The sequence below is a fragment of the Thiorhodococcus drewsii AZ1 genome, from assembly GCF_000224065.1.
Lineage (GTDB): Bacteria > Pseudomonadota > Gammaproteobacteria > Chromatiales > Chromatiaceae > Imhoffiella > Imhoffiella drewsii.
The window spans coordinates 39,495-57,854 of the sequence record NZ_AFWT01000014.1 but is presented as its reverse complement, the minus strand read 5'-3'; the positions used below and the strand labels follow the sequence as shown (position 1 = coordinate 57,854).

Annotated in this window: 13 protein-coding genes; 1 reads left to right on the top strand and 12 read right to left on the bottom strand. The window is 65.3% G+C overall.

Annotated features, from left to right (window positions below; genetic code table 11):
* Window positions 1-13 precede the first annotated feature (13 nt).
* The 6 genes from recD to ureE form a co-directional block, all read right to left on the bottom strand.
* Window positions 14-2,206, bottom strand: coding sequence for an exodeoxyribonuclease V subunit alpha (recD, locus tag THIDRDRAFT_RS11165; RefSeq protein WP_007040949.1), 2,193 nt, complete (start codon window positions 2,204-2,206; stop codon window positions 14-16).
* Entirely contained in the window at window positions 2,196-6,080 is a 3,885-nt protein-coding gene (gene recB, locus THIDRDRAFT_RS11160) for an exodeoxyribonuclease V subunit beta (protein ID WP_007040948.1), read from the bottom strand. The genes recD and recB overlap by 11 nt, the downstream gene beginning before the upstream one ends.
* Window positions 6,077-9,610 (bottom strand): exodeoxyribonuclease V subunit gamma, encoded by a 3,534-nt coding sequence (recC, locus tag THIDRDRAFT_RS11155; RefSeq protein WP_342610852.1) that lies wholly within the window; start codon window positions 9,608-9,610, stop codon window positions 6,077-6,079. Before recC ends, recB begins: the two co-directional genes overlap by 4 nt.
* A 142-nt stretch (window positions 9,611-9,752) precedes the next feature.
* Entirely contained in the window at window positions 9,753-10,367 is a 615-nt protein-coding gene (ureG, locus tag THIDRDRAFT_RS11150) for an urease accessory protein UreG (RefSeq protein WP_007040946.1), read from the bottom strand.
* Between the two features lie 141 nt (window positions 10,368-10,508).
* A complete protein-coding gene (locus tag THIDRDRAFT_RS11145; RefSeq protein ID WP_040844626.1) occupies window positions 10,509-11,183 on the bottom strand; it encodes an urease accessory protein UreF in 675 nt (224 codons plus the stop codon).
* Window positions 11,173-11,631: an urease accessory protein UreE gene (gene ureE, locus THIDRDRAFT_RS11140; protein ID WP_007040944.1), complete on the bottom strand. Its 459-nt coding sequence runs from the start codon at window positions 11,629-11,631 to the stop codon at window positions 11,173-11,175. Before ureE ends, THIDRDRAFT_RS11145 begins: the two co-directional genes overlap by 11 nt.
* 320 nt (window positions 11,632-11,951) lie before the next feature.
* Between ureE and THIDRDRAFT_RS11135 the strand changes: the two genes are divergently transcribed.
* A complete protein-coding gene (locus tag THIDRDRAFT_RS11135) occupies window positions 11,952-12,566 on the top strand; it encodes a hypothetical protein (RefSeq protein ID WP_007040943.1) in 615 nt (204 codons plus the stop codon).
* Window positions 12,567-12,695: 129 nt separating this feature from the next.
* On the opposite strand, the gene ureC is transcribed toward THIDRDRAFT_RS11135, so the two are convergent.
* From ureC to THIDRDRAFT_RS24540, 6 genes are all read right to left on the bottom strand, one after another.
* Entirely contained in the window at window positions 12,696-14,399 is a 1,704-nt protein-coding gene (gene ureC / locus THIDRDRAFT_RS11130) for an urease subunit alpha (RefSeq protein WP_007040942.1), read from the bottom strand.
* Between the two features lie 22 nt (window positions 14,400-14,421).
* On the bottom strand, window positions 14,422-14,727 hold the full coding sequence (locus THIDRDRAFT_RS11125; RefSeq protein WP_007040941.1) for an urease subunit beta: 306 nt from the start codon (window positions 14,725-14,727) through the stop codon (window positions 14,422-14,424).
* Between the two features lie 148 nt (window positions 14,728-14,875).
* On the bottom strand, window positions 14,876-15,178 hold the full coding sequence (ureA, locus tag THIDRDRAFT_RS11120; RefSeq protein ID WP_007040940.1) for an urease subunit gamma: 303 nt from the start codon (window positions 15,176-15,178) through the stop codon (window positions 14,876-14,878).
* Window positions 15,179-15,197: 19 nt separating this feature from the next.
* Window positions 15,198-16,067: an urease accessory protein UreD gene (locus tag THIDRDRAFT_RS11115; RefSeq protein ID WP_007040939.1), complete on the bottom strand. Its 870-nt coding sequence runs from the start codon at window positions 16,065-16,067 to the stop codon at window positions 15,198-15,200.
* A gap of 261 nt (window positions 16,068-16,328) precedes the next feature.
* Window positions 16,329-16,565, bottom strand: a complete 237-nt coding sequence (locus THIDRDRAFT_RS26720) for a hypothetical protein (RefSeq protein ID WP_245535828.1) — start codon at window positions 16,563-16,565, stop codon at window positions 16,329-16,331.
* A gap of 780 nt (window positions 16,566-17,345) precedes the next feature.
* Window positions 17,346-18,260, bottom strand: a complete 915-nt coding sequence (locus THIDRDRAFT_RS24540) for a choice-of-anchor A family protein (protein WP_007040937.1) — start codon at window positions 18,258-18,260, stop codon at window positions 17,346-17,348.
* Window positions 18,261-18,360 lie beyond the last annotated feature (100 nt).

The window sequence follows — 18,360 nt, the reverse complement described above, 5'->3', positions numbered from 1 at the left end:
AGTGCGTCCTCTGTCATTGCCGATCGGCGGCGTCTCGCGGCGCCCCGGTCAGCGCCAGCGCCAGGCCGCTGACCCGCTCGACCCGTCGGTTCAGCGCGTCCGCCAGGACATGATCCTGGCTGTAGAGCAGTGTGAATGTCTTGCGGGCACGGGTGATCCCGGTGTAGACCAGCTCGCGGGTGAGCACCGGGTTGGGCGTATCCGGCAGGATGAGTGCGGTGTGGATGAATTCCGATCCCTGCGCTTTGTGCACCGTCATGGCGAAGACGGTCTCGACCGCCATCAGTCGGCTGGGCAGGATCCAGCGGATCCCGCCGGTCCCGTCGCCGCTCGGGAAGGCGACCCGCAGTACCCGTCGGACGGCGCCATCGGTCTGGCGTACCGGGACCTCCAGCGCGATGCCGATGTCGCCGTTCATCAGCCGCAGTCCATAGTCGTTGCGGGTGACCAGCAGGGGGCGGCCGGCGAACCAGCCCTCGCTGGCGTTGGCGAATGTCTGTGCCGGGTTGGCGCGCGGTTGCAGCAGTGGCTCGTCGCCGGTGCTCAGCACATCGATGATGCGCCGGTTCAGTCCCTCGACACCCCAGGGCCCTTGGCGCAGTGCCGTGAGGAGCTGGAAACCGGCGTGCTCATTCAGCACGGCGGAGGCCCAGTCATCCAGGGTTTGACGATCGGCCTGGTCGTCTGGACGTCCATCGCGCATTAGGCGCAGATAGCCGGCATAGCCATCACGGACCAGATCGTCGAAGGACGTATCCTGAGTGTCTCTCAGCCGAATGGCGGCGATGCGCCCGAGTTGCGCGTCCAGGTCGGATTGCTGGCGCTCGAACAGCGACTTGAGCGCGGCCAGTCGGTCGGTGACCGGTCTTTGGTCCAACATGCCCGCGTTGACCAGCTCGGCCAGGGCGCCGATGCCGCCTTCCGGTTTGAAGCGATAACTGCGGCGCAGCATGGCGATGGCCTGATCGAGTGGTCGGCCCTCGGGGTCGAGATGGATCGATGGGATCGGCTGGCCGGTGACCCGTTGCAGCCAATCGGCGGTCTGCGGGCGGTAGTGGGCCTCGCGCGCCCGCTGGCAGAGATCGCCGAGCACCGCCCCGGCCTCGACCGATGCTAGCTGGTCCTTGTCGCCGAGCAGGATGAGCCGGACCTCGGGGCGCAGCGCGTCGAGCAGCCTGGCCATCATCTCCACGTCGATCATGGATGCCTCGTCGACCACCACCAGATCGGCCGGCAATGGATTGCCCGCGTGATGGCGGAAATGACGGCTGTCCGGGATGGGTCCGAGCAGGCGGTGCAGCGTGGTCACCTGGGTCGGGATCTCGGCGCGGATCCGCTCGCCTTCGGCGATAGCGTCGAGCGGAAGATCGGCCACCTGGCCGGCGATGGATGCGTTCAGGCGCGCGGCGGCCTTCCCGGTGGGCGCAGCGAGCCGGATGCGCAGCGGCGGTTCGCCACGGCCCATGGAGAGTCCCTGGAGTAGGGCCAGCAGGCGCACCACGGTGGTGGTCTTGCCCGTGCCCGGTCCGCCGGTGATGACGGCGAAGGCGTTGCGGGCGGCCAGGGCGCAGGCGACCCTTTGCCAGGCGTCCACCTGAGCGTCGGATCCGGGGGCGGGTGCGAAAAGCGGGTCCAGCAGACCCTTGACGTCCTCCTCCGGTAGTTCGATGGCGTCTTCGAGGCGTCGGTCGATTCCTGCGCGGATCCGTTGTTCGTCGCGCCAGTAGCGGCGCAGATAGAGCAACGGGCGTTCCGGCGTGCCATGCAGAACCAGTGGGGATTGGTCTTCCCCCTCGGTCACCTCGGTCGCCTCGATCGCGGTATCAGGGACGAGCTTGGAGTCGATGGCCGGACTGCGTGACAGACGTGCGATCCAGTCGGTGATCCGCAGCGGGGCGAGCAGTCCGGGCAGGTCGCGACGGACCTCCTCGGCTTTATCTACGTCGTTGCGCAGACGGGCCAGCAGCGCGTCCGGGTTTCGCTGCGTACCCTCCAGGTCGAGACAGACATGGCCGTGCGCGTTGCGTTCGCTCGTCAGCGCGACGGCGAGCAGCACGGCAGGATCGGTCTCGCCGCACTGCATATGGACGAAGCGCGCCAGTGCCAGGTCGAGCGCGCGCAGCACTCCGGTCTCTACCCAGGTTTCGAGCCGGAAGAAGAGATCTCCCGCCGTCATGCCGCCGAATTCTTCATCTCTAGGCCGCATCGCTGGTTCCCTCGGTTTCGCGACCGCCAGCGAACAGACGATCCAGTCGTTCGATCGCCTCTTGGCTCGGCCGGTTCATGTAGAGCCCCTGGGTCGCGTTTTCGGTGCCGCGCAGGAAGACATAGAGAATGCCGCCAATGTGACGATCGTAGTCGTAATCCGGCAGCCGCGCGCCGAGCTGGCGGTGCAGGGCGAGCAGATAGAGCAGGTATTGGAGGTCGTAGCGTCTGGCGAGAATGGTCTCGCGCAGGCGCTCGCGATCGTAGGCCGCGTCGTCCTCTCCCAGTGTGTTGGACTTCCAGTCGAGGAGGTAGTAGCGACCCTGATGCTCGAAGACCAGGTCGATGAACCCCTTGAGCATGCCGTTCAGGAAGTGGGGCGCCAGTGCCGGACGCGGCATTCCTGGATGGATGTACTCCATCGCCAGACGTTCGATGCGCCGCGTGTCGACGCCGTGGCTCGGCAGCCAGAATTCCATCTCGACCTGGATCTGGCGCGGACTCAGGTCGCGCAATGCCAGGTGGGTCGGATTGGCCGGATCCTCTGCCAGGTCGCTCAGCACCCAGGTCTGGACGAGCAGGTCGCGCAGCCAGGCATCCAGCGTGTCGATCCATTGGGTCAGGCCGCGCAGGTTGCAGCGCCGGCCGAGCATCTCGCGGCGCAGCGACTCCGACTCGGCTGCGGCGGCATAGCCGTTCAGCATGCGTCCTGTGTCGTCGCGGGTCTGCTGGGTGGCCGCCCATTCCAGAATGCCGTGCAGAAAGGTGCCGATATGAGCACCGGTCGGAAAGGCGTGCAAGCGTCCACGTGAGATCGCCGTCGCGCTGGAGCTCGGTGTCTCTGCGGCTACTGTGCTCGCCGATTCCTCTAGGGCCGTCTCCTGCGCGGCGGTTTCAGAGGAGAGCGGCAGGTTTGAGCCGGGTTCGCCGTCCGTTCCGGAGGCTGGATAGATGTCGTGCGTGATGGCCGAATAGCTGGCGATCCACCAGGGCTGGCGGCGGATGTTCGGGGCGGGGCGCGCGTGCTCCAGGCGCTCGGCCCCCTCGGGTGGAAGCGGGATCGCGCACGCGGTCGGCACCGGCTCGATGCGGATGTGCTGACACTTGTCGCGCAGTGCCCCGAGCGCCTCCCAGATCTCCGACGGGCTGTCGAAGACCCGTCCGCCGCCGAGCAGATGACCGATCGCCGACTTTTCCAGTTGCGGTCGCTTGGAGCGGCCGCTCTTGAGCGGCGCGATCCCGGCCCAAAGGGCGTGGCGGGCACGGGTGAGTGCGACATAGAGCAGACGCATGTCCTCGCTCAGACGCGCGTCGTCGGCCGCCAGCCAGGCCTCGGCGAATCCCTGCTTGGTCGCGATCTCCAGATAGGTTCGGCCCGCATGGCGATAGGGGACCTGGCGACTGTGTCCGTCGACCTCGCGCCAGCCGCAGATGAAGGGCAGCAGCACCAATGGGTATTCGAGCCCCTTCGATTTATGGATGGTGATGACCTGAATCAGCTCGGCGTCGCTCTCCAGGCGCAGAATCTGCTCGCTGTCCGAGTGTTCGATCTGCTCGGCGAAATGGCGGATCAGGGCCTGTTCGCCGTCGATCCCGGTGGCCGAGGATTGGAGCCATTCGGCCAGGTGCAGCAGATTGGTGAGGATGCGTTCGCCGTCGGCGCGTCCGACCAGACGGGCCGGCAGGTCCAGGTCTCCCATCAGGCGGTAGAGCATGGGGAGCACGCCCTGGCGGCGCCAGATGCGCTGGTAGATGCCGAAGCGCTCGACCTGCTCCTCCCAGGCCAGTTCGTCGTCCTGAAGTCGGGCTAGCTCTGCGAGCGGGACCGCGAGTGTGTTGGTGCCGAGCGCGGCCCGCGCCAGTCCCTCGTCGGTCGGTGCGGCGCAGGCACGCAGCCAGTGCAGCAGGTCGGCGGCCTCCTGGGAGTCGAGCACCGAGTCGCGGTCGGAGAGATAGACGCTCGGCACCTGGCGCGCGGCCAGCGCCTCGCGCATCAGGGCCGCCTCGCGGCCGGTGCGGACCAGGATGGCGATGTCCTTGGGACGCAGTCGCTCGAATCCGTCCGGCCGGGTGAATCCGGCCCGGTTCTCGCGCGCCGCGCTCAGCCAATCGACGATCTGGGTCGCTGCGGCCTCGGCCATCGTCTGGCGATAGGTGCCGGGTGAGACGGGCTCTTCGCCGGTGTCCAGTGTCCAGAGGGTGAGAGCGGGTGCCTCCCGGCTGTCCAGCGTCAGTCGCTCGGGACGGTCGTTGGATCCCGTGGAGACGAATGGGATGGGGTTGTATCCGGTGTCGTCCTTGAAGCGGAAGGCGCCGCGACTCCACGACTCGGCCTGTTCGAAGAGTGTATTGCAGGCGTCGACCAGCGGGGCGGTCGAGCGGAAGTTGGTGGCGAGCGTGTAATGGCGCCCTTCGGTGGCCGAGCGGGCCGCCAGATAGGCATGGATGTCGGCGCCACGGAAGCCGTAGATGGCCTGTTTGGGATCGCCGATCATCACCAGTGCGCTGCCCGGATGGGGCTCGGCGACCCTGTAGATGCGATCGAAGATGCGGTACTGGACCGGGTCCGTGTCCTGGAACTCGTCGATCAGGGCGACGGGGAACTGACGGCGGATGGTCGCGGCCAGGTGGCTCGCCTGGGCGGTGCCGAGTGTCGGGTCCAGCGCGGTATCGAGCTGGCGCAGCAGGTCGTCGAACCCCATCTCGGCGCGGCGCTGGAGTCGCTTCTCCAGCTCGGCCCGAACCCAGTCGGCGGCGTGCGCCAGCAGGCAGGACTCCAGTGGCGGCTCGGGCGCGTCGGGCTGGGCGGGTCGCATGCCGTCGGCCGCCCTCCAGTCGGCGATGGCCTGGAAGGCGGCATGCTGGGGTGCGGTCTGAACCTTGGCGGTCTTCTTGAAGGAGAAGGCGTCCTGGGCGAAGTTCTTGAGTTTGCCGGGTGCCGGGTCGCCCTCGGACCAGTCGGCGATGGACTGGAGCAGTTGGTCGAAGGTGTCCGCCTTGGCGCTAGCGTGCGAGGTGCCGTTGAGGTGCGGGCGCAGCGCGCGCAGCGTTTCCTCCAGCGCGGGCCGATCCGCGCGCCAGGCGGCGCGCGCCTTGTCTTCTTCCTGCTGAATCGCCGTATCGAGCCGCGCACATTCGGCCTCGACCTCGCGCTTGCTGGCGGACCAGGCGAGATGTGCGGCCAGTGGCTCGGTCAATGACTGGCAGATCAGAGGCTCGCCCCGATAGCTGAATCCGCTGTCGCGCCGACCGAGCCAGCGCGCGAGCTGATCGCGCAGGGCCTCGGGAGACTTCACGACCTCCAGCACGGCCTTCGCCTGATCGGGGGTGAGTCTATAAAAATGGGCGCGCCAGTAATCCCGCAGCACCTCGGCCACCAGGTCGGACTGATCGGTGACCAGTTCGCGGTCGAACAGACCCCGTGTGTCGAAGGCGTGCTCCTTGAGCATGCGGTTGCACCAGCCGTGGATGGTCGAGATGACGGCCTCGTCCATGGCCTCGGCGGCGAGACGCAGTCGGCGTGCGCATCCCGGCCAGTCCTCGGGCGGATAGTCGGCGCGCAGACCGATCATGGGGTCCGTTTGCATGTTCGCGGCGTTGATCTCGCGGTCTGGCGACTCGAAGAGGGTCGCGGCCTCGACCAGACGTGTCCGGATACGCTCGCGCAGCTCCTGGGTCGCGGCCTCGGTGAAGGTTACCACCAGGATTTCGGGGGGCGTCAGCGGGCGCTCGAAGGCGCTCTCTTCCGGGCCATGGCCGAGCACCAGACGGGTATAGAGCAGGGCCAGGGTGAAGGTCTTGCCGGTTCCGGCGCTGGCCTCGATGAGACGGCTGCCGCTTAGCGGGAAGCGGAGCAGGTCGAGTTCCTGGCTCATGCGAGGTCTCCCTCCTGGCACGGCGCCGGATCGGCGCTCAGATGGTCGAACAGTGGGCGGTAGAGTCGCTCGACGAGCGTCTCGAATGCCGGGTCGGCGGCGAGTCGGTCATAGCTCGGCCAGAAGCGCGCGTAGCCCGGATGGTCGCGCATTTCGCCCGTGCGGTCGTAGCCGTCCTCGTAGATGCTCGCCGGATCCGCCGACCGGCCGTCGCGGGAGCGGAGCAGGGCGAACCCGGTGCGGCAGGCGAGCGGTTGGAGTGCCGTCATGCCCTCAAGATAGGCGTCGAGCAGATCCTCCAGCAGTGCGCGTGCCTGCTCGGTCGGCAGCGGCTCCAGAGCCAGATCGGTCTCCGGCCCCAGGATACGGGTGACGACCGGGCCTTCGAGCTGAGCGGCGAGATGGACCGGCCAATGCCGCACCAGCTGGTACCACTTGAGGTCGTTGCCAGAGTGGAGACGGCTCGCCTGGAGCCGGAGCATGAGGCGCTGGTCGTCCGCGTTCTGGCGCAGATTCTCCAGGCTGTCCTCCAGACGGATCCCCGGACGTTCCAGAATCAGACGCTGCGATGGGCATTGCTCCGGGTAGTCGTGCAGCCACCCCTGGTAGGTGGCGATCGGCTCGCGCAGATTCTCGGTCAGCGACGCGATCCAGACACCATCGAACGGCGGCAGCGGCAGATGTCCGGCACGGGCCAGGCGCCGCACGTTGTGCTCCAGTGTGGCGTCGACATCGGTGCTCGGATCCTGGTGCAGTCGGCTCGCAACCCATTGGACCAGATTGTCCTGCAAGGCCCAGTTCCGCAACGAATCCAGGTCGAAGGTCTCCTCGTCGTCGGCGGTGTCGTCGGCCTCGGTGAAGTGGAGCGCGAGTCGCTCCTGATAGAAGCTGGCGACCGGATGGCGCAGAAAGCGTCCCAGGGTTTTGAGCCCGATGGGTGCGTCCAGGATCGGCGTGGACAGCCGGGGCGGGGGCTCGATGCCGGTCGCGCGATCCTCGTGAACCAGTCGCCACTCTTTGGCATAGGTGAAGAGGTTCGGATCGCGGCCGGACTCGAAATAGCGCCGGCTGAATGGCTGTAGCGGATGTTCGGTGGTAAGCGCCTTCAGCAGATCCTGTCCGCTGCCGCCTGGAAGGCGCCAGCCGGCGGCGATGTGATCGCGCAGCTGTCCGACCAGCACCGAGGGCGGTCGGACCGCGTTGTCGCGGATGCTGCGACCGACCCAGCCGATGACCAGACGCTCGCGCGCCGAGAGAAGAGCCTCCAGGAACAGATAGCGGTCGTCCTCGCGCCGCGAGCGGTCGCCCGGGCGATAGTCGTTGGCCATGAGATCGAAGTCGGCCGGTCGCCGGCTGCGCGGATAGTCGCCGTCGTTCATCCCCAAGAGCCAGATGTGTCGGAAGGGGATGGCGCGCATCGGCATCAGGGTGGCGAAATTGACCGCCCCGGCGAGGAAGCGCTGGCTCAATGTGGGCTGGTCGATCTCGCTCAGGATGGCCTCGCGCACCACCTCCAACGGCAGGCTCTCCTCGGTGGCCCCGGCCAGGCGGCACTGGTCCTCCCAGTGTTCGAGCGCCTGCTGGACCTGGGCGATGGCCAGGCCGTCCGCGTCGCCGGTCTCGGCGAAGGCATCCGCGAGCAGATTGACGATCAGGGCGGTCCATTCGGTCGGCCGGCGCGTCTCCTGCAATTGGCCCCAGTAATCATCCAAGGTCTCCAACAGCTCGGCCAGCGGACCCAGCAGGGCGGCATCCAGACCGCCGATCTCGTCGTAGGGCTCGACGCCACACCAGGGACCGCCCCCGGCGCTGGCGAATCCGAGCAGCATGCGCCTGAGTCCGAAACGCCACGTGTTCTGCTCCAGTCCATCCGGCAGATCGAGCGCGGCGCGCTGATGCGCGTCCAGGCCCCAGCGGATGTTGGCCCCGGCGACCCAGCGGCGCAGTCGCGGCAGGTCGGTCTCTTCGATGCCGAAGCGCGCGCGCAGGGCGGGGATGTCGAGGAGGTCGAGCAGCTCGCTCACGGCGAAGCGCGAGCTGGGCAGACCAAGCAGGGACTCCAGACCGATCAGCAGCGGATTGCGATGACGCAGACCCTGGTCCGAGAGATGGAAGGGGATGAAACGCGGATCCTTCGGCGCCAGCCGTCCGAAGACCGCCTCGATATGCGGTGCGTAGGTGTCGATGTCCGGCACCATGACCAGCACCTCGCGCGGCTGGAGCGGTCGGTCGGTTTGGGCCGTCCGCTCGAAGGCGTCGAGCAGTTGATCTTGGAGAATCTCGATCTCGCGCTGCGGACTGTGGGCGACCAGGAATTCCAGACTGCGGTCGCCGGTCGGATCGATCTCCGTGCCGTCTTCACGACGTTCGTGCAGTGGTCGCAGCTCCAGGATGTCGCTTTGCAGCTGTTTCAGCAGGCTGTCTTCGCCGGGCGATTCGAAGAGATCGATTTCCAGGCTCTGGGACTGGAAGCGCGGCTCGTATTGCTCGCGCTGGTCGTGCTCGTCGAGCAGACGGATATAGTCGCGCCCCTGCTTGCCCCAGGCAGCGAGCAGTGGGTGACCGTGCAGATGCAGGGCGTCTTCATCCAGCCCCTCGGGTACCTTGCGCGCCGCGCTGCGGCGGTAGGCACGGCGGAACAGATCGCGTCCCTCGACGATGTCGCCCCAGTAGTGCCGGCTCGGGTTGTGCACGAAGAGCATCACCTGAGAATGTCCGGCGAGCGCCTCCAGAACCTCCAGCGATTGGCGGGGCAGTGACGAGATGCCGAACAGGATGATCCGGCGTGGCAGTGCCTCGGCCTCGTCGGGCGTACTCGGAGAGCGGGCCGCGTCGAGGAAGCGCAGATGGACGCTGGCGCGGCTGGCTCGACCGAAGGGGCCATCGTCGAGACTCGGGTCGGTGGCGATGTCGTCCCGCAACGCGCGCCACAGTGCCGGTTGCCACTGCTGAGACGGGTCGAGCGCGGAACGCTCGCCATTCGGACGGATGAGGATGTCCTGACCCTGCTCCCAGGCATCCAGCCAATCGGCCCGGTAGACCTGATACTGGTCGTAGAGATCGGCGAGCCGAGCGGCCAGTTGATGACGTCGTCGCTCGGCATCCTCACCGGCGAGAAAGCCCGTCAGGGGCGCGCGCCAATCGCCGTCCTCGCCCTGGTCCAGGGTGCCGAGCAGGCGATAGAGGCGCCAGGTCAACGGGGCCTTGTCGAAGGGCGAGCTTGCGGGAAGATCGCCGAGAACCCTGCGATAGGCCTCCCAGATGAATCGACCCGGCAGCAGGATGCGCATCGCCGCAGCGATGCCGCAGCCACCGGAGTCGTCCTCCCTCGGATCGGCCGCCAGCGCCAGTTGCAGCCACTGGGCGATGCCGTTGCTCTGGACCAGCACCAGCTCGTTCTCCAGCGGATCGAGCGGATAGCGCTTCATCCAGGTGACCATGAGGCTGCGCAGCAGCTCCAGCCGGTTGCCCTGGATCAGCATGAATCCGCACGGCCAATCGTCCACCTGCTCCGACATTGGTGCCCCCACCTGAATCTCCCTTGTTTTGAATCGAGCCTCAACGTCCCCTGATCGCCCGAACCCGGTGCAGCGCAACGAAGCCAGGAAATGCCGGCGAACTTACCACCTAGCGGCTCACGGCATCCCCCGGATTCCGCTCTGCTCCACCAGGCTACGAGGTGGAGAGCATTCCCTGGTCGATGACGAAATCGACGACGCTATCGAGACCCTGCCCGGATTTGAGGTTGGTGAACACGAAGGGACGCTCGCCGCGCATGCGTCGCGCGTCCTGCTCCATGACCTCCAGCGAGGCGCCGACGTAGGGCGCGAGATCGATCTTGTTGATGACCAGCAGGTCCGAGCGGGTGATGCCGGGACCGCCCTTGCGCGGAATCTTCTCGCCCTCGGCCACGTCGATCACATAGATGGTCAGATCCGCCAGCTCCGGGCTGAAGGTGGCGCTCAGGTTGTCCCCGCCGCTCTCGACGAACACCAGGTCCAGTTCGGGGAAACGCGCCTGCAGATCCTCCACCGCCGCCAGATTCATAGAGGCATCCTCGCGGATGGCCGTGTGCGGACAGCCACCGGTCTCGACCCCGACGATACGCTCGGCCGGCAGGGCCTGGCTGCGGATCAGAAATTCGGCGTCCTCGCGGGTGTAGATGTCGTTGGTGACGACGGCGATCTCGAAGCGATCGCGCAGACGTTTGCAGAGCAGGTCGAGCAGCGCGGTCTTGCCGGAGCCGACCGGCCCGCCGACGCCGACGCGCAATGGGGACTGACTCATCTGAAATTCCTCGGGCGGAGAGGGTATGTCTCTGCGCCATCGCTGGGTGATGACGCCGCGAGGGTTCGTCGGCGTCGTCGGCAAACGTAACAAAAGCGCCGTGTGGGCGTAAGGGGCTCGGTGTGCGTTCGCGGGTCTGCCTCAGGACCGAAAGATCCGGGTGTATTGGGTCTCGTGCAGGCTGCTGGCGATGGCGAGCGCCGGTGAGCTGGCGCCGATGTCGGCGTCCTCGGCTTGGAGGGCCCTGTCGACGGCTGCGGGTATCTCCTTGATCAGGCGCGCGAGGGTCTGCTGGCCCTGGGTCTGGCCGAGCGGGACGATCTTGACGGCGGCGATGACCAAATTCTCCAGCCAGCTCCAGGTGTATGCGATGAGGGTCTGGCGCGGATCGATATCCCAGTGAGCGGCGGCATAGGCGAAGCCCGTGGCCTGTGCGCGGGCGAGCAGGGCCTTGCGCTCGGCCGCCTCCGCCACCTTCAGCGAGATCAGCAGCTCCGCCAGGGCACGACCGCGATTGGATTCCTCGCTGCGCAGCTCCTGGGTTTCGCGGCTGGCGAGCAGGCGCTGGGTCCAGGCGTCGAGCGCGGTGTCGTCGCCCTGTCGGGCCGCACTGTGCAGTCGGGCGAGCAGGGGCAGGTCGATGCCGGTCTGGGTTGTGCGCAGCTGATCGCGCAGCCAACCCTCCAGATCCGCCGCGTTGCGCACCCAGCCGCATTCGACCGCCCATTCGATGCCTTGCGAATAGCTGAATGCACCGGTCGGCAGACTGGGACTCGACAGATGCAGCAGTCGCAGCAGGGAGAGATCAGTGGTCATGGTGTTGGTGGCCGTGCCCCTGATGTCCGCCCTCGTAGGCACCGGCCTCTGGCTCGAAGGGGGCCTGTTCGAGGCCGACTGTCAGCCCCAGTCCGTGCAGCATGGCGTCCAGGACATGGTCGTGCGGATAGTGCAGGATGCCGGGTCCGATCTGAAGGGCGACGTGTCGGTTGCCGAGGTGGTAGCAGGCGCGGGCGAACAGCAGCGGATCGTCGCAGCGCACGCTGGAGAGTGTCTCGTCCCCGGCGCGCACCCGGACCGCCAATCCATCCTCCGAGACCAGGCAGTCGCCGTCGCGGATGCTGGTGCCCCGTTCGAGGAAGAGTCCCGCCTCGCGGCCGTCGTCGAGGACGACGCGCAGACGGCTGCGAACCCGTTGGTCGTAGGTCAGGGTCAGTGTGGTGTCTGTATCGAGCGGGTGGTCGGTCTTGCGGATGAGACGGATCATGAGTCGTGTGTCTTGGGTCGTTCGCGTGGTTGGATGCGATCCGGCCATCGTCGAACGATTGCCGGGGTCTCTGTGTCAGGCTAGCATGCCGCTTGCCCTGTCCTGGGTCGATCCGGACCTCTGTCTCCTCTCGGAGACTGTCACAAAAACCGATGGAAAGGCTTTTGCGACAGCCTCTATGTGACGTGCGAGATGGTCAGCCCTTTCTCACCCCTGCGTCGTGGCTATTCTTCGCGCCCCGTAGTCGGAGAGCGTCATCCGTTGTGACGCGCTCACCGCTTGGGCGTGCCATCTCGATTTTCAATGCAAGAGGCAATGACATGTCCAATCTGGTGTTCGAGGACATCCGGAGACGTCTGCGGGAGACGCAACAAGAATTCGACCGCGAATTCGACCGCATGCTCGCCGAGGGACGCGAGCGGTTTCGTTACGAGCGGCGGCGCGGCAAGGTCGTCTTCGAGCGGAACGTACGGCGTCTGCATCTGCGCAAGCGTATCGGCGTCTGGCGCTACATCACGAATGCACCGATCGCCTTCATCCTGACCGCGCCCGTCATCTACGGCATGATTCTGCCATTCGCCATCCTGGATTTTTCCATCACCCTCTACCAGCAGGTGTGTTTTCGGGTCTACGGTATTCCGCTGGTCCGTCGTTCCGACTATCTCATCGTCGACCGGCATCGTTTGCCCTATCTCAATCTGATCGAGAAGCTCAACTGCGTCTATTGCGGATACGGAAATCAGGTTCTGGAATACGCGCGCGAGGTCTCCGGACGGACCGAGCAGTTCTGGTGCCCCATCAAGCACGCCCAGCGCACCATGGATCCGCATCCGCGCACCAGCAGTTTCGTCGATTATGGCGACGCCGACGGCTATCGTGAGGATCTGCCACGCCTGCGCAAGCAATGGGAGGACGAACGTCTGTTGCAGTCTTGATGAGCCGCCAGCCGCCAGCCGCCAGCCGCCAGCCGTACAATCTTGCTGGTAGCTGGTAGCTGGTAGCTGGTAGCTGGTAGCTGGTAGCTGGTAGCTGGTAGCTGGTAGCTGGTAGCTGGTAGCTGGTAGCTAAAACAGGAAGTAGCGTTGCGCCATCGGCAGGACCTTCGCCGGTTCGCAGACGAGCAGTTCGCCGTCGGCGCGGACCTGGTAGGTCTGGGGATCGACCTCGATGTTTGGCAGGGCGTCGTTCAGCACCATGTGCTTCTTGCCGATGTCGCGACAGCCCATGACCACGCCGATCAGGCTCTGCAGACCGATGGCGTCCTGCACGCCGGCCGCGATGGCGGACTGCGAGAGGAAGGTCATGCGGGTCGCCGTGCGCGCGCCGCCGAGCGCGCCGAACATGGGCCGGTAGTGCACCGGCTGAGGCGTCGGGATGGAGGCGTTGGGATCGCCCATGGGCGCGGCCACGATCATGCCGCCCTTGATGATGAGGCTCGGCTTGGCGCCGAAGAAGGCCGGCTTCCAGAGCACCAGGTCGGCGAGCTTGCCGACCTCGACCGAGCCGACCTCGTGGGCGATGCCGTGGGCGATGGCCGGGTTGATGCTGTATTTGGCGATGTAGCGCCGGGCGCGCAGATTGTCGTGCTCGGCCGGGTCGCCCTTCAGGCTGCCGCGCTGGACCTTCATCTTGTGCGCGGTCTGCCAGGTGCGGGTGATGACCTCGCCGACCCGGCCCATGGCCTGCGAATCGGATGCGATCATCGAGAAGGCGCCCAGGTCGTGCAGGATGTCCTCGGCGGCGATGGTCTCGCGGCGGATGCGCGACTCGGCGAAGGCTACGTCCTCGGCGATGCTTGGGTCCAGGTGATGGCAGACCATGAGCATGTCCAGGTGCTCGTCGACTGTGTTGACCGTATAGGGTCGGGTCGGATTGGTCGAGGAGGGCAGGACGTTGGGCTCGCCGCACGCCTTGATGATGTCCGGTGCATGGCCGCCGCCGGCGCCCTCGGTGTGGTAGGTGTGGATGGTGCGCCCCTTGAAGGCGGCCATGCTGTGCTCGACGAATCCGGACTCGTTGAGGGTGTCGGTGTGGATGGCGACCTGGACGTCCATCCGCTCGGCGACGTCCAGGCAGCAGTCGATGGCGGCCGGCGTGGTGCCCCAGTCCTCGTGCAGCTTGAGCCCGATGGCACCGGCGCGGACCTGTTCCTCCAGCGCCTGCGGCAGACTGGCGTTGCCCTTGCCGAGAAAGCCCAGGTTCATCGGCAGGACGTCGGCGGCCTGGAGCATGCGGTGGATGTTCCAGGGACCCGGCGTGCAGGTGGTGGCGTTGGTGCCGGTCGCGGGACCCGTGCCTCCGCCGAGCATGGTGGTGACGCCGGACATGAGGGCGTCCTCGACCTGCTGGGGACAGATGAAATGGATGTGCGAGTCGATCCCGCCTGGCGTGAGGATCTGGCCCTCGCCGGCGATGGCCTCGGTGCCCGGACCGATGACGATGTCGACCCCGGCCTGGGTGTCCGGATTGCCGGCCTTGCCGATCCCGGTGATGCGTCCGTTCTTGATGCCGATGTCGGCCTTGACCACGCCCCAATGGTCCAGAATCAGGGCGTTGGTGATGACGACGTCGACCACCTCGTCCGCGATCCGCTGGGACTGTCCCATGCCGTCGCGGATGACCTTGCCGCCGCCGAACTTGACCTCGTCCCCATAGACCGTGTAATCGCGCTCGACCTGGATCCAGAGGTCCGAATCCGCGAGCCGCACCCGGTCGCCCGTGGTTGGGCCGTACATCTCCGCATAGGCCTGCCGGCCGATCTTTGCCATCGCTCGATCTCCAGATTCGGTTCTAAAGGGCGCCCATGACCTTGGCGTTGAAGCCGTAGACGGCGCGGTCCCCGGCATAGGCGACGAGTTCGACGTCCCGGCCCTGGCCGGGCTCGAAGCGCACCGCCGTGCCCGCCGGGATGTTCAGCCGGTAGCCGCGTGCCTGTTTGCGGTCGAATTGAAGCGCCGGGTTGGTCTCGTAGAAGTGATAGTGCGAGCCGACCTGGATCGGCCGGTCGCCGCTGTTCTCGACGCGCAGCATGATGGTGTCGCGTCCGGCGTTGATCTCGATCTCGCCGGGCGCGGCGATGACTTCGCCTGGAATCATGGTTGTCTCCACTGGAGCTGAGTTCGATGAGTCGAACCGCAAAGGCGCAAAGGACGCGAAGAGGGGTTCAGCATGCCGGCTATACCCGTGCGAGGGATCATCCCGGAAAGTCCTTTGCGCGCTTCGCGTCTTGGCGGTTAGAAAGGCGTCAGACGATCGGCTCGTGCACGGTCACCAGCTTGGTGCCGTCGGGGAAGGTCGCCTCGACCTGGACCTCCTGGACCATCTCCGGCACGCCATCCATGACGTCTTCGCGTGTCAGCAGGGTGCGGCCGTAGTCCATGACCTCGGCGACGCTCTGGCCGTCGCGGGCGCCCTCCAGGATGGCGGCGCTGATGAAGGCGACGGCCTCCGGGTAGTTGAGCTTCACGCCCCGGTCCTTGCGTCGCTCGGCGAGCAGGGCGGCGGTGAAGAGCAGCAGCTTGTCTTTCTCGCGTGGGGTCAGTTCCATGGTCGATCCTCGTACTGTGTCAGGTGGCCCAGATGCGCGGCGCCTGGGCCGGGCGGCCGAGCAGCGGCTGGCGAATGCCTGCCCAGATGGCGGTCAGTCGGTTGCGGACCCGGTCGCTGGCGAGCCCCAGTGCGCGCACGATCAGCAGGTCCTCAATGCGGGTGATGCCGATCAGTGTGTCCGGGTCCGGCACCAGGGTTTCTCGGGCCAGTCTCAGGACGTCGTCGTCGGCGCCGGTTGCGATCAGGGTTGCGGTGACGGGCATGCCGCGCAGACCGCTGGGGCCGTCCAGGTCGTTCGCATCCTCGATGTTCAGCCGATCCCAGAGCAGCGGACGTCCGTCGCGTTCGATACGCAAGTGTAGGCTGGCACGGCCGGGATCCATCCGTTCCCCATTGCTCGGCAGACCGAGACACTGGATCTCCCAGCCGATGAATCGCGCCGCGCCCTGCAGTTCGATCCGGGTGTTCAGGAGTGCGTGGCAGCCGGGGAAGAGGATGTTCTCCTGGGGCAGCCATTCCAGACAGGCGTCCCGAACGCGCAGGGTCTGATGCTGTTCCGCGCGCGGCCCCAGGCTGCGATAGAACTTGGCCGCGCCGGGCGTGGTGATCATGGCCGAGGATTCGGGCGCCAGATCCACCTCGACCTCCAGCCGATCGCCGCCGACCAATCCGCCCGGCGGGTGGAGCAGATAGAGATGACAGACATCCCCTTCCGGATAGAAGGGCCGCTGCACCGTGAGCGGACCGCGCGCGCGCCGCTCGGCGAGAACCGTGCGCGCGCCGCGTCGGGCGAACCCGAGCGAGAGACTGGCCTGCCAACCCAGGGTCGTTCCGTCGCCTTCCGGGGTCGGATCTGACGTTGCCTCTGCGATTGGACTGGGGGTCATGCTGAGCCGGTACGTCACGGGCGGTTGTCGGCCTTTTGGGTGATTGCGATTGCCTGGTTCCGATGGTCTGCACAATGCCTGGGATGGTCAAGAGGTCTGGTCCGATCGTCTCCAGACGTGTCAGGCATGCATCGAGTCGGTCTTCAGGCGTCGGGTGCGTACCAGCCGGATCAGTACCAGGACCAGGAGTCCGCCCAGCAGCCAGAACAGGGCCGGGCCGGTCGTTAGCAGGGATGTCAGTCAGTTCCGGAGACAGTTCACTTAATCGTCCTCTCCAGGCTCAAAAGGGCCCCGTGTGCATTCATCCCGCTTCCGAGGCTTGGGTCCGGACTTCTGGGGCTTGAGGCGTCGCTCGAGTTTCTCGACGAAGGAATCTGGACCGAGCGGGCGGCCCGAGCTGGCATGGGCGTGCAGCAGATCGGCGATCTTCGAGGCATCGGGCTCGCCGATGAATCGGTCCCAGTCAGTGACCAGTTCTAGCAGTGGCTCGACGCTCACGAGCGCATCGTCAACGCCTGCTGCACCATCGCCAGTCTTCTGGCCGGCCAGCGAGCCGTGCACGCACGGGATTGCGCTCCACATACCTGGCGGCAGCGAGCAGATGTCGCTCGTCCATGACGAACGAATGGACGCGCTCTTGCCAAAGGTGTCCGCGCCAGCCTTCTCGAAAGTTGATCCTACGGGTTGTACCGACGGTGCGCCTCGCCCAGCACATCACGCAGCCCGAGTTCATCGGCTGGCACCAAAATCAGGTGAACATGATTCGGCATGAGGCAGTAAGGTGATTTCCGGCATATAACAGACCCCCAGTTCCGATCCCGTAGGATGGGCAAAGCCTTGGCGATGCGCCTCTTTCGGAGTGCCGAGGGTCGAGGGGCGTGCCCATCATCACTACTCAGCGCTTTGCAGGATGGGCACGTCCGTCCAGTGCCGAGGTGACGCTCAAGCCCCGCGTGCGTACTTTGCCCATCCTGCCGACCCGCGCCATTTGGGTAAGGTCATTTCCGGAGTTCGCCTAAGCGAGGACGCCCGTGCCACAAGCTCGGCAGGACGACGACAGCAGACGCTGGTACTCGCATAGTCGTCATCGCACAAGAAGGTCTGCTGCCGTCGGTCGCCGCGCTGTGTCCCATGATGAGGGAGTTCAGGAACCACGACTCTCGGAAGTCTCGCCATCGGTCGATCAATCCTTTGCCGCTAAAATCCTTGCCTATCTTCCAGCCTACCCAACAGGTTCCGGCTAGCGAATTACGAAAACTGTCCTCGGAACCCGCGGGACTAACGGGCCTCACGCTTCGGTCTTCCGCCTGCTCTCGCTATACCGCCAACCAGGCCAAGTGCGGAGCCGAATAACCAAACGGCTGCAGGTATCGGGACGGTGGTTAGATTTCCTTCAAATGAAACATTATGGAATTCAGTGTTCCCGTTAAAGGATTTCGCAATCAATTGACCGTCTAAGGCACCAGAACCCGTCACGTCGGCAAAGGGGGCAAATACGGTGCCCAATGGGTTTTTGCTACCCTTTAGACTCAATGTCTCGGCATCGCTAAAATTATAAATGACATTAGCCGAATCAACACCTGTCAAAAACACTTGGCCATTCTGGAAAACCTGACCAGAACCGGTGACGTTGATCAAAACGGTCGAACCCGCAGCAGCATCAATATAGATGCTGTTAGTGTTGGTCAAATCATTACCGCTGACCGAGAAGATATTCAGGTCAGTATTGGTGCCGGTCAAGTTAAGACTACCATAAATAACACTGCTTGAACCGTTCGCAGCTAATGCTCCCAAACTTGTTGACAGTTTTTTATATTGGCTCTCCGCACCACCGAAGTCCACCAAATTTTGCGTTTGAACACCGCCTTTAGCAGTAAAGTCAGTCAATTCAGTGGTGCCACCGGCATAAATAGTACCGTTTTGGCCAGCGCCGACCCCGCCATACGTTGCAGTTACAGTACCGCCTGCCACCAGGCGGGCAGAACTGCCGGAAATACCGGATGCGACGCTATAACTCTTCAGGCTCACATTACCGCCTGCCGCTAAATTACCTACCGCATCAGTGCCTGAGCTGGTGAAGTCACCAAAAACAAACGCATTGTAAGCAGCGGCCGGCCCGACTAACCCAGCATGCGTGGAAGTGACGGCCGACCCAAGCAATAAGGCAGCAAGCACAGTTATGGTAGTACGCATATTTGCTCCTGGAACTGTTGAATGAAGGAATTTAGAAAGATGGGGCTCCACAACCGTTCACTAAACCGCCCTGCGACGAAATCAGGCAGACGATAGCCAT

What these genes read in the sequence shown, in the direction of transcription:
- recD (WP_007040949.1), bottom strand. Translation starts at nt 2,206, where the DNA reads ATGCGGCCTAGAGATGAAGAATTCGGCGGCATGACGGCGGGAGATCTC.
- recB (WP_007040948.1), bottom strand. Translation starts at nt 6,080, where the DNA reads ATGAGCCAGGAACTCGACCTGCTCCGCTTCCCGCTAAGCGGCAGCCGT.
- ureG (WP_007040946.1), bottom strand. Translation starts at nt 10,367, where the DNA reads ATGAGTCAGTCCCCATTGCGCGTCGGCGTCGGCGGGCCGGTCGGCTCC.
- THIDRDRAFT_RS11145 (WP_040844626.1), bottom strand. Translation starts at nt 11,183, where the DNA reads ATGACCACTGATCTCTCCCTGCTGCGACTGCTGCATCTGTCGAGTCCC.
- ureE (WP_007040944.1), bottom strand. Translation starts at nt 11,631, where the DNA reads ATGATCCGTCTCATCCGCAAGACCGACCACCCGCTCGATACAGACACC.
- THIDRDRAFT_RS11135 (WP_007040943.1), top strand. Translation starts at nt 11,952, where the DNA reads ATGTCCAATCTGGTGTTCGAGGACATCCGGAGACGTCTGCGGGAGACG.
- ureC (WP_007040942.1), bottom strand. Translation starts at nt 14,399, where the DNA reads ATGGCAAAGATCGGCCGGCAGGCCTATGCGGAGATGTACGGCCCAACC.
- THIDRDRAFT_RS11125 (WP_007040941.1), bottom strand. Translation starts at nt 14,727, where the DNA reads ATGATTCCAGGCGAAGTCATCGCCGCGCCCGGCGAGATCGAGATCAAC.
- ureA (WP_007040940.1), bottom strand. Translation starts at nt 15,178, where the DNA reads ATGGAACTGACCCCACGCGAGAAAGACAAGCTGCTGCTCTTCACCGCC.
- THIDRDRAFT_RS11115 (WP_007040939.1), bottom strand. Translation starts at nt 16,067, where the DNA reads ATGACCCCCAGTCCAATCGCAGAGGCAACGTCAGATCCGACCCCGGAA.
- THIDRDRAFT_RS24540 (WP_007040937.1), bottom strand. Translation starts at nt 18,260, where the DNA reads ATGCGTACTACCATAACTGTGCTTGCTGCCTTATTGCTTGGGTCGGCC.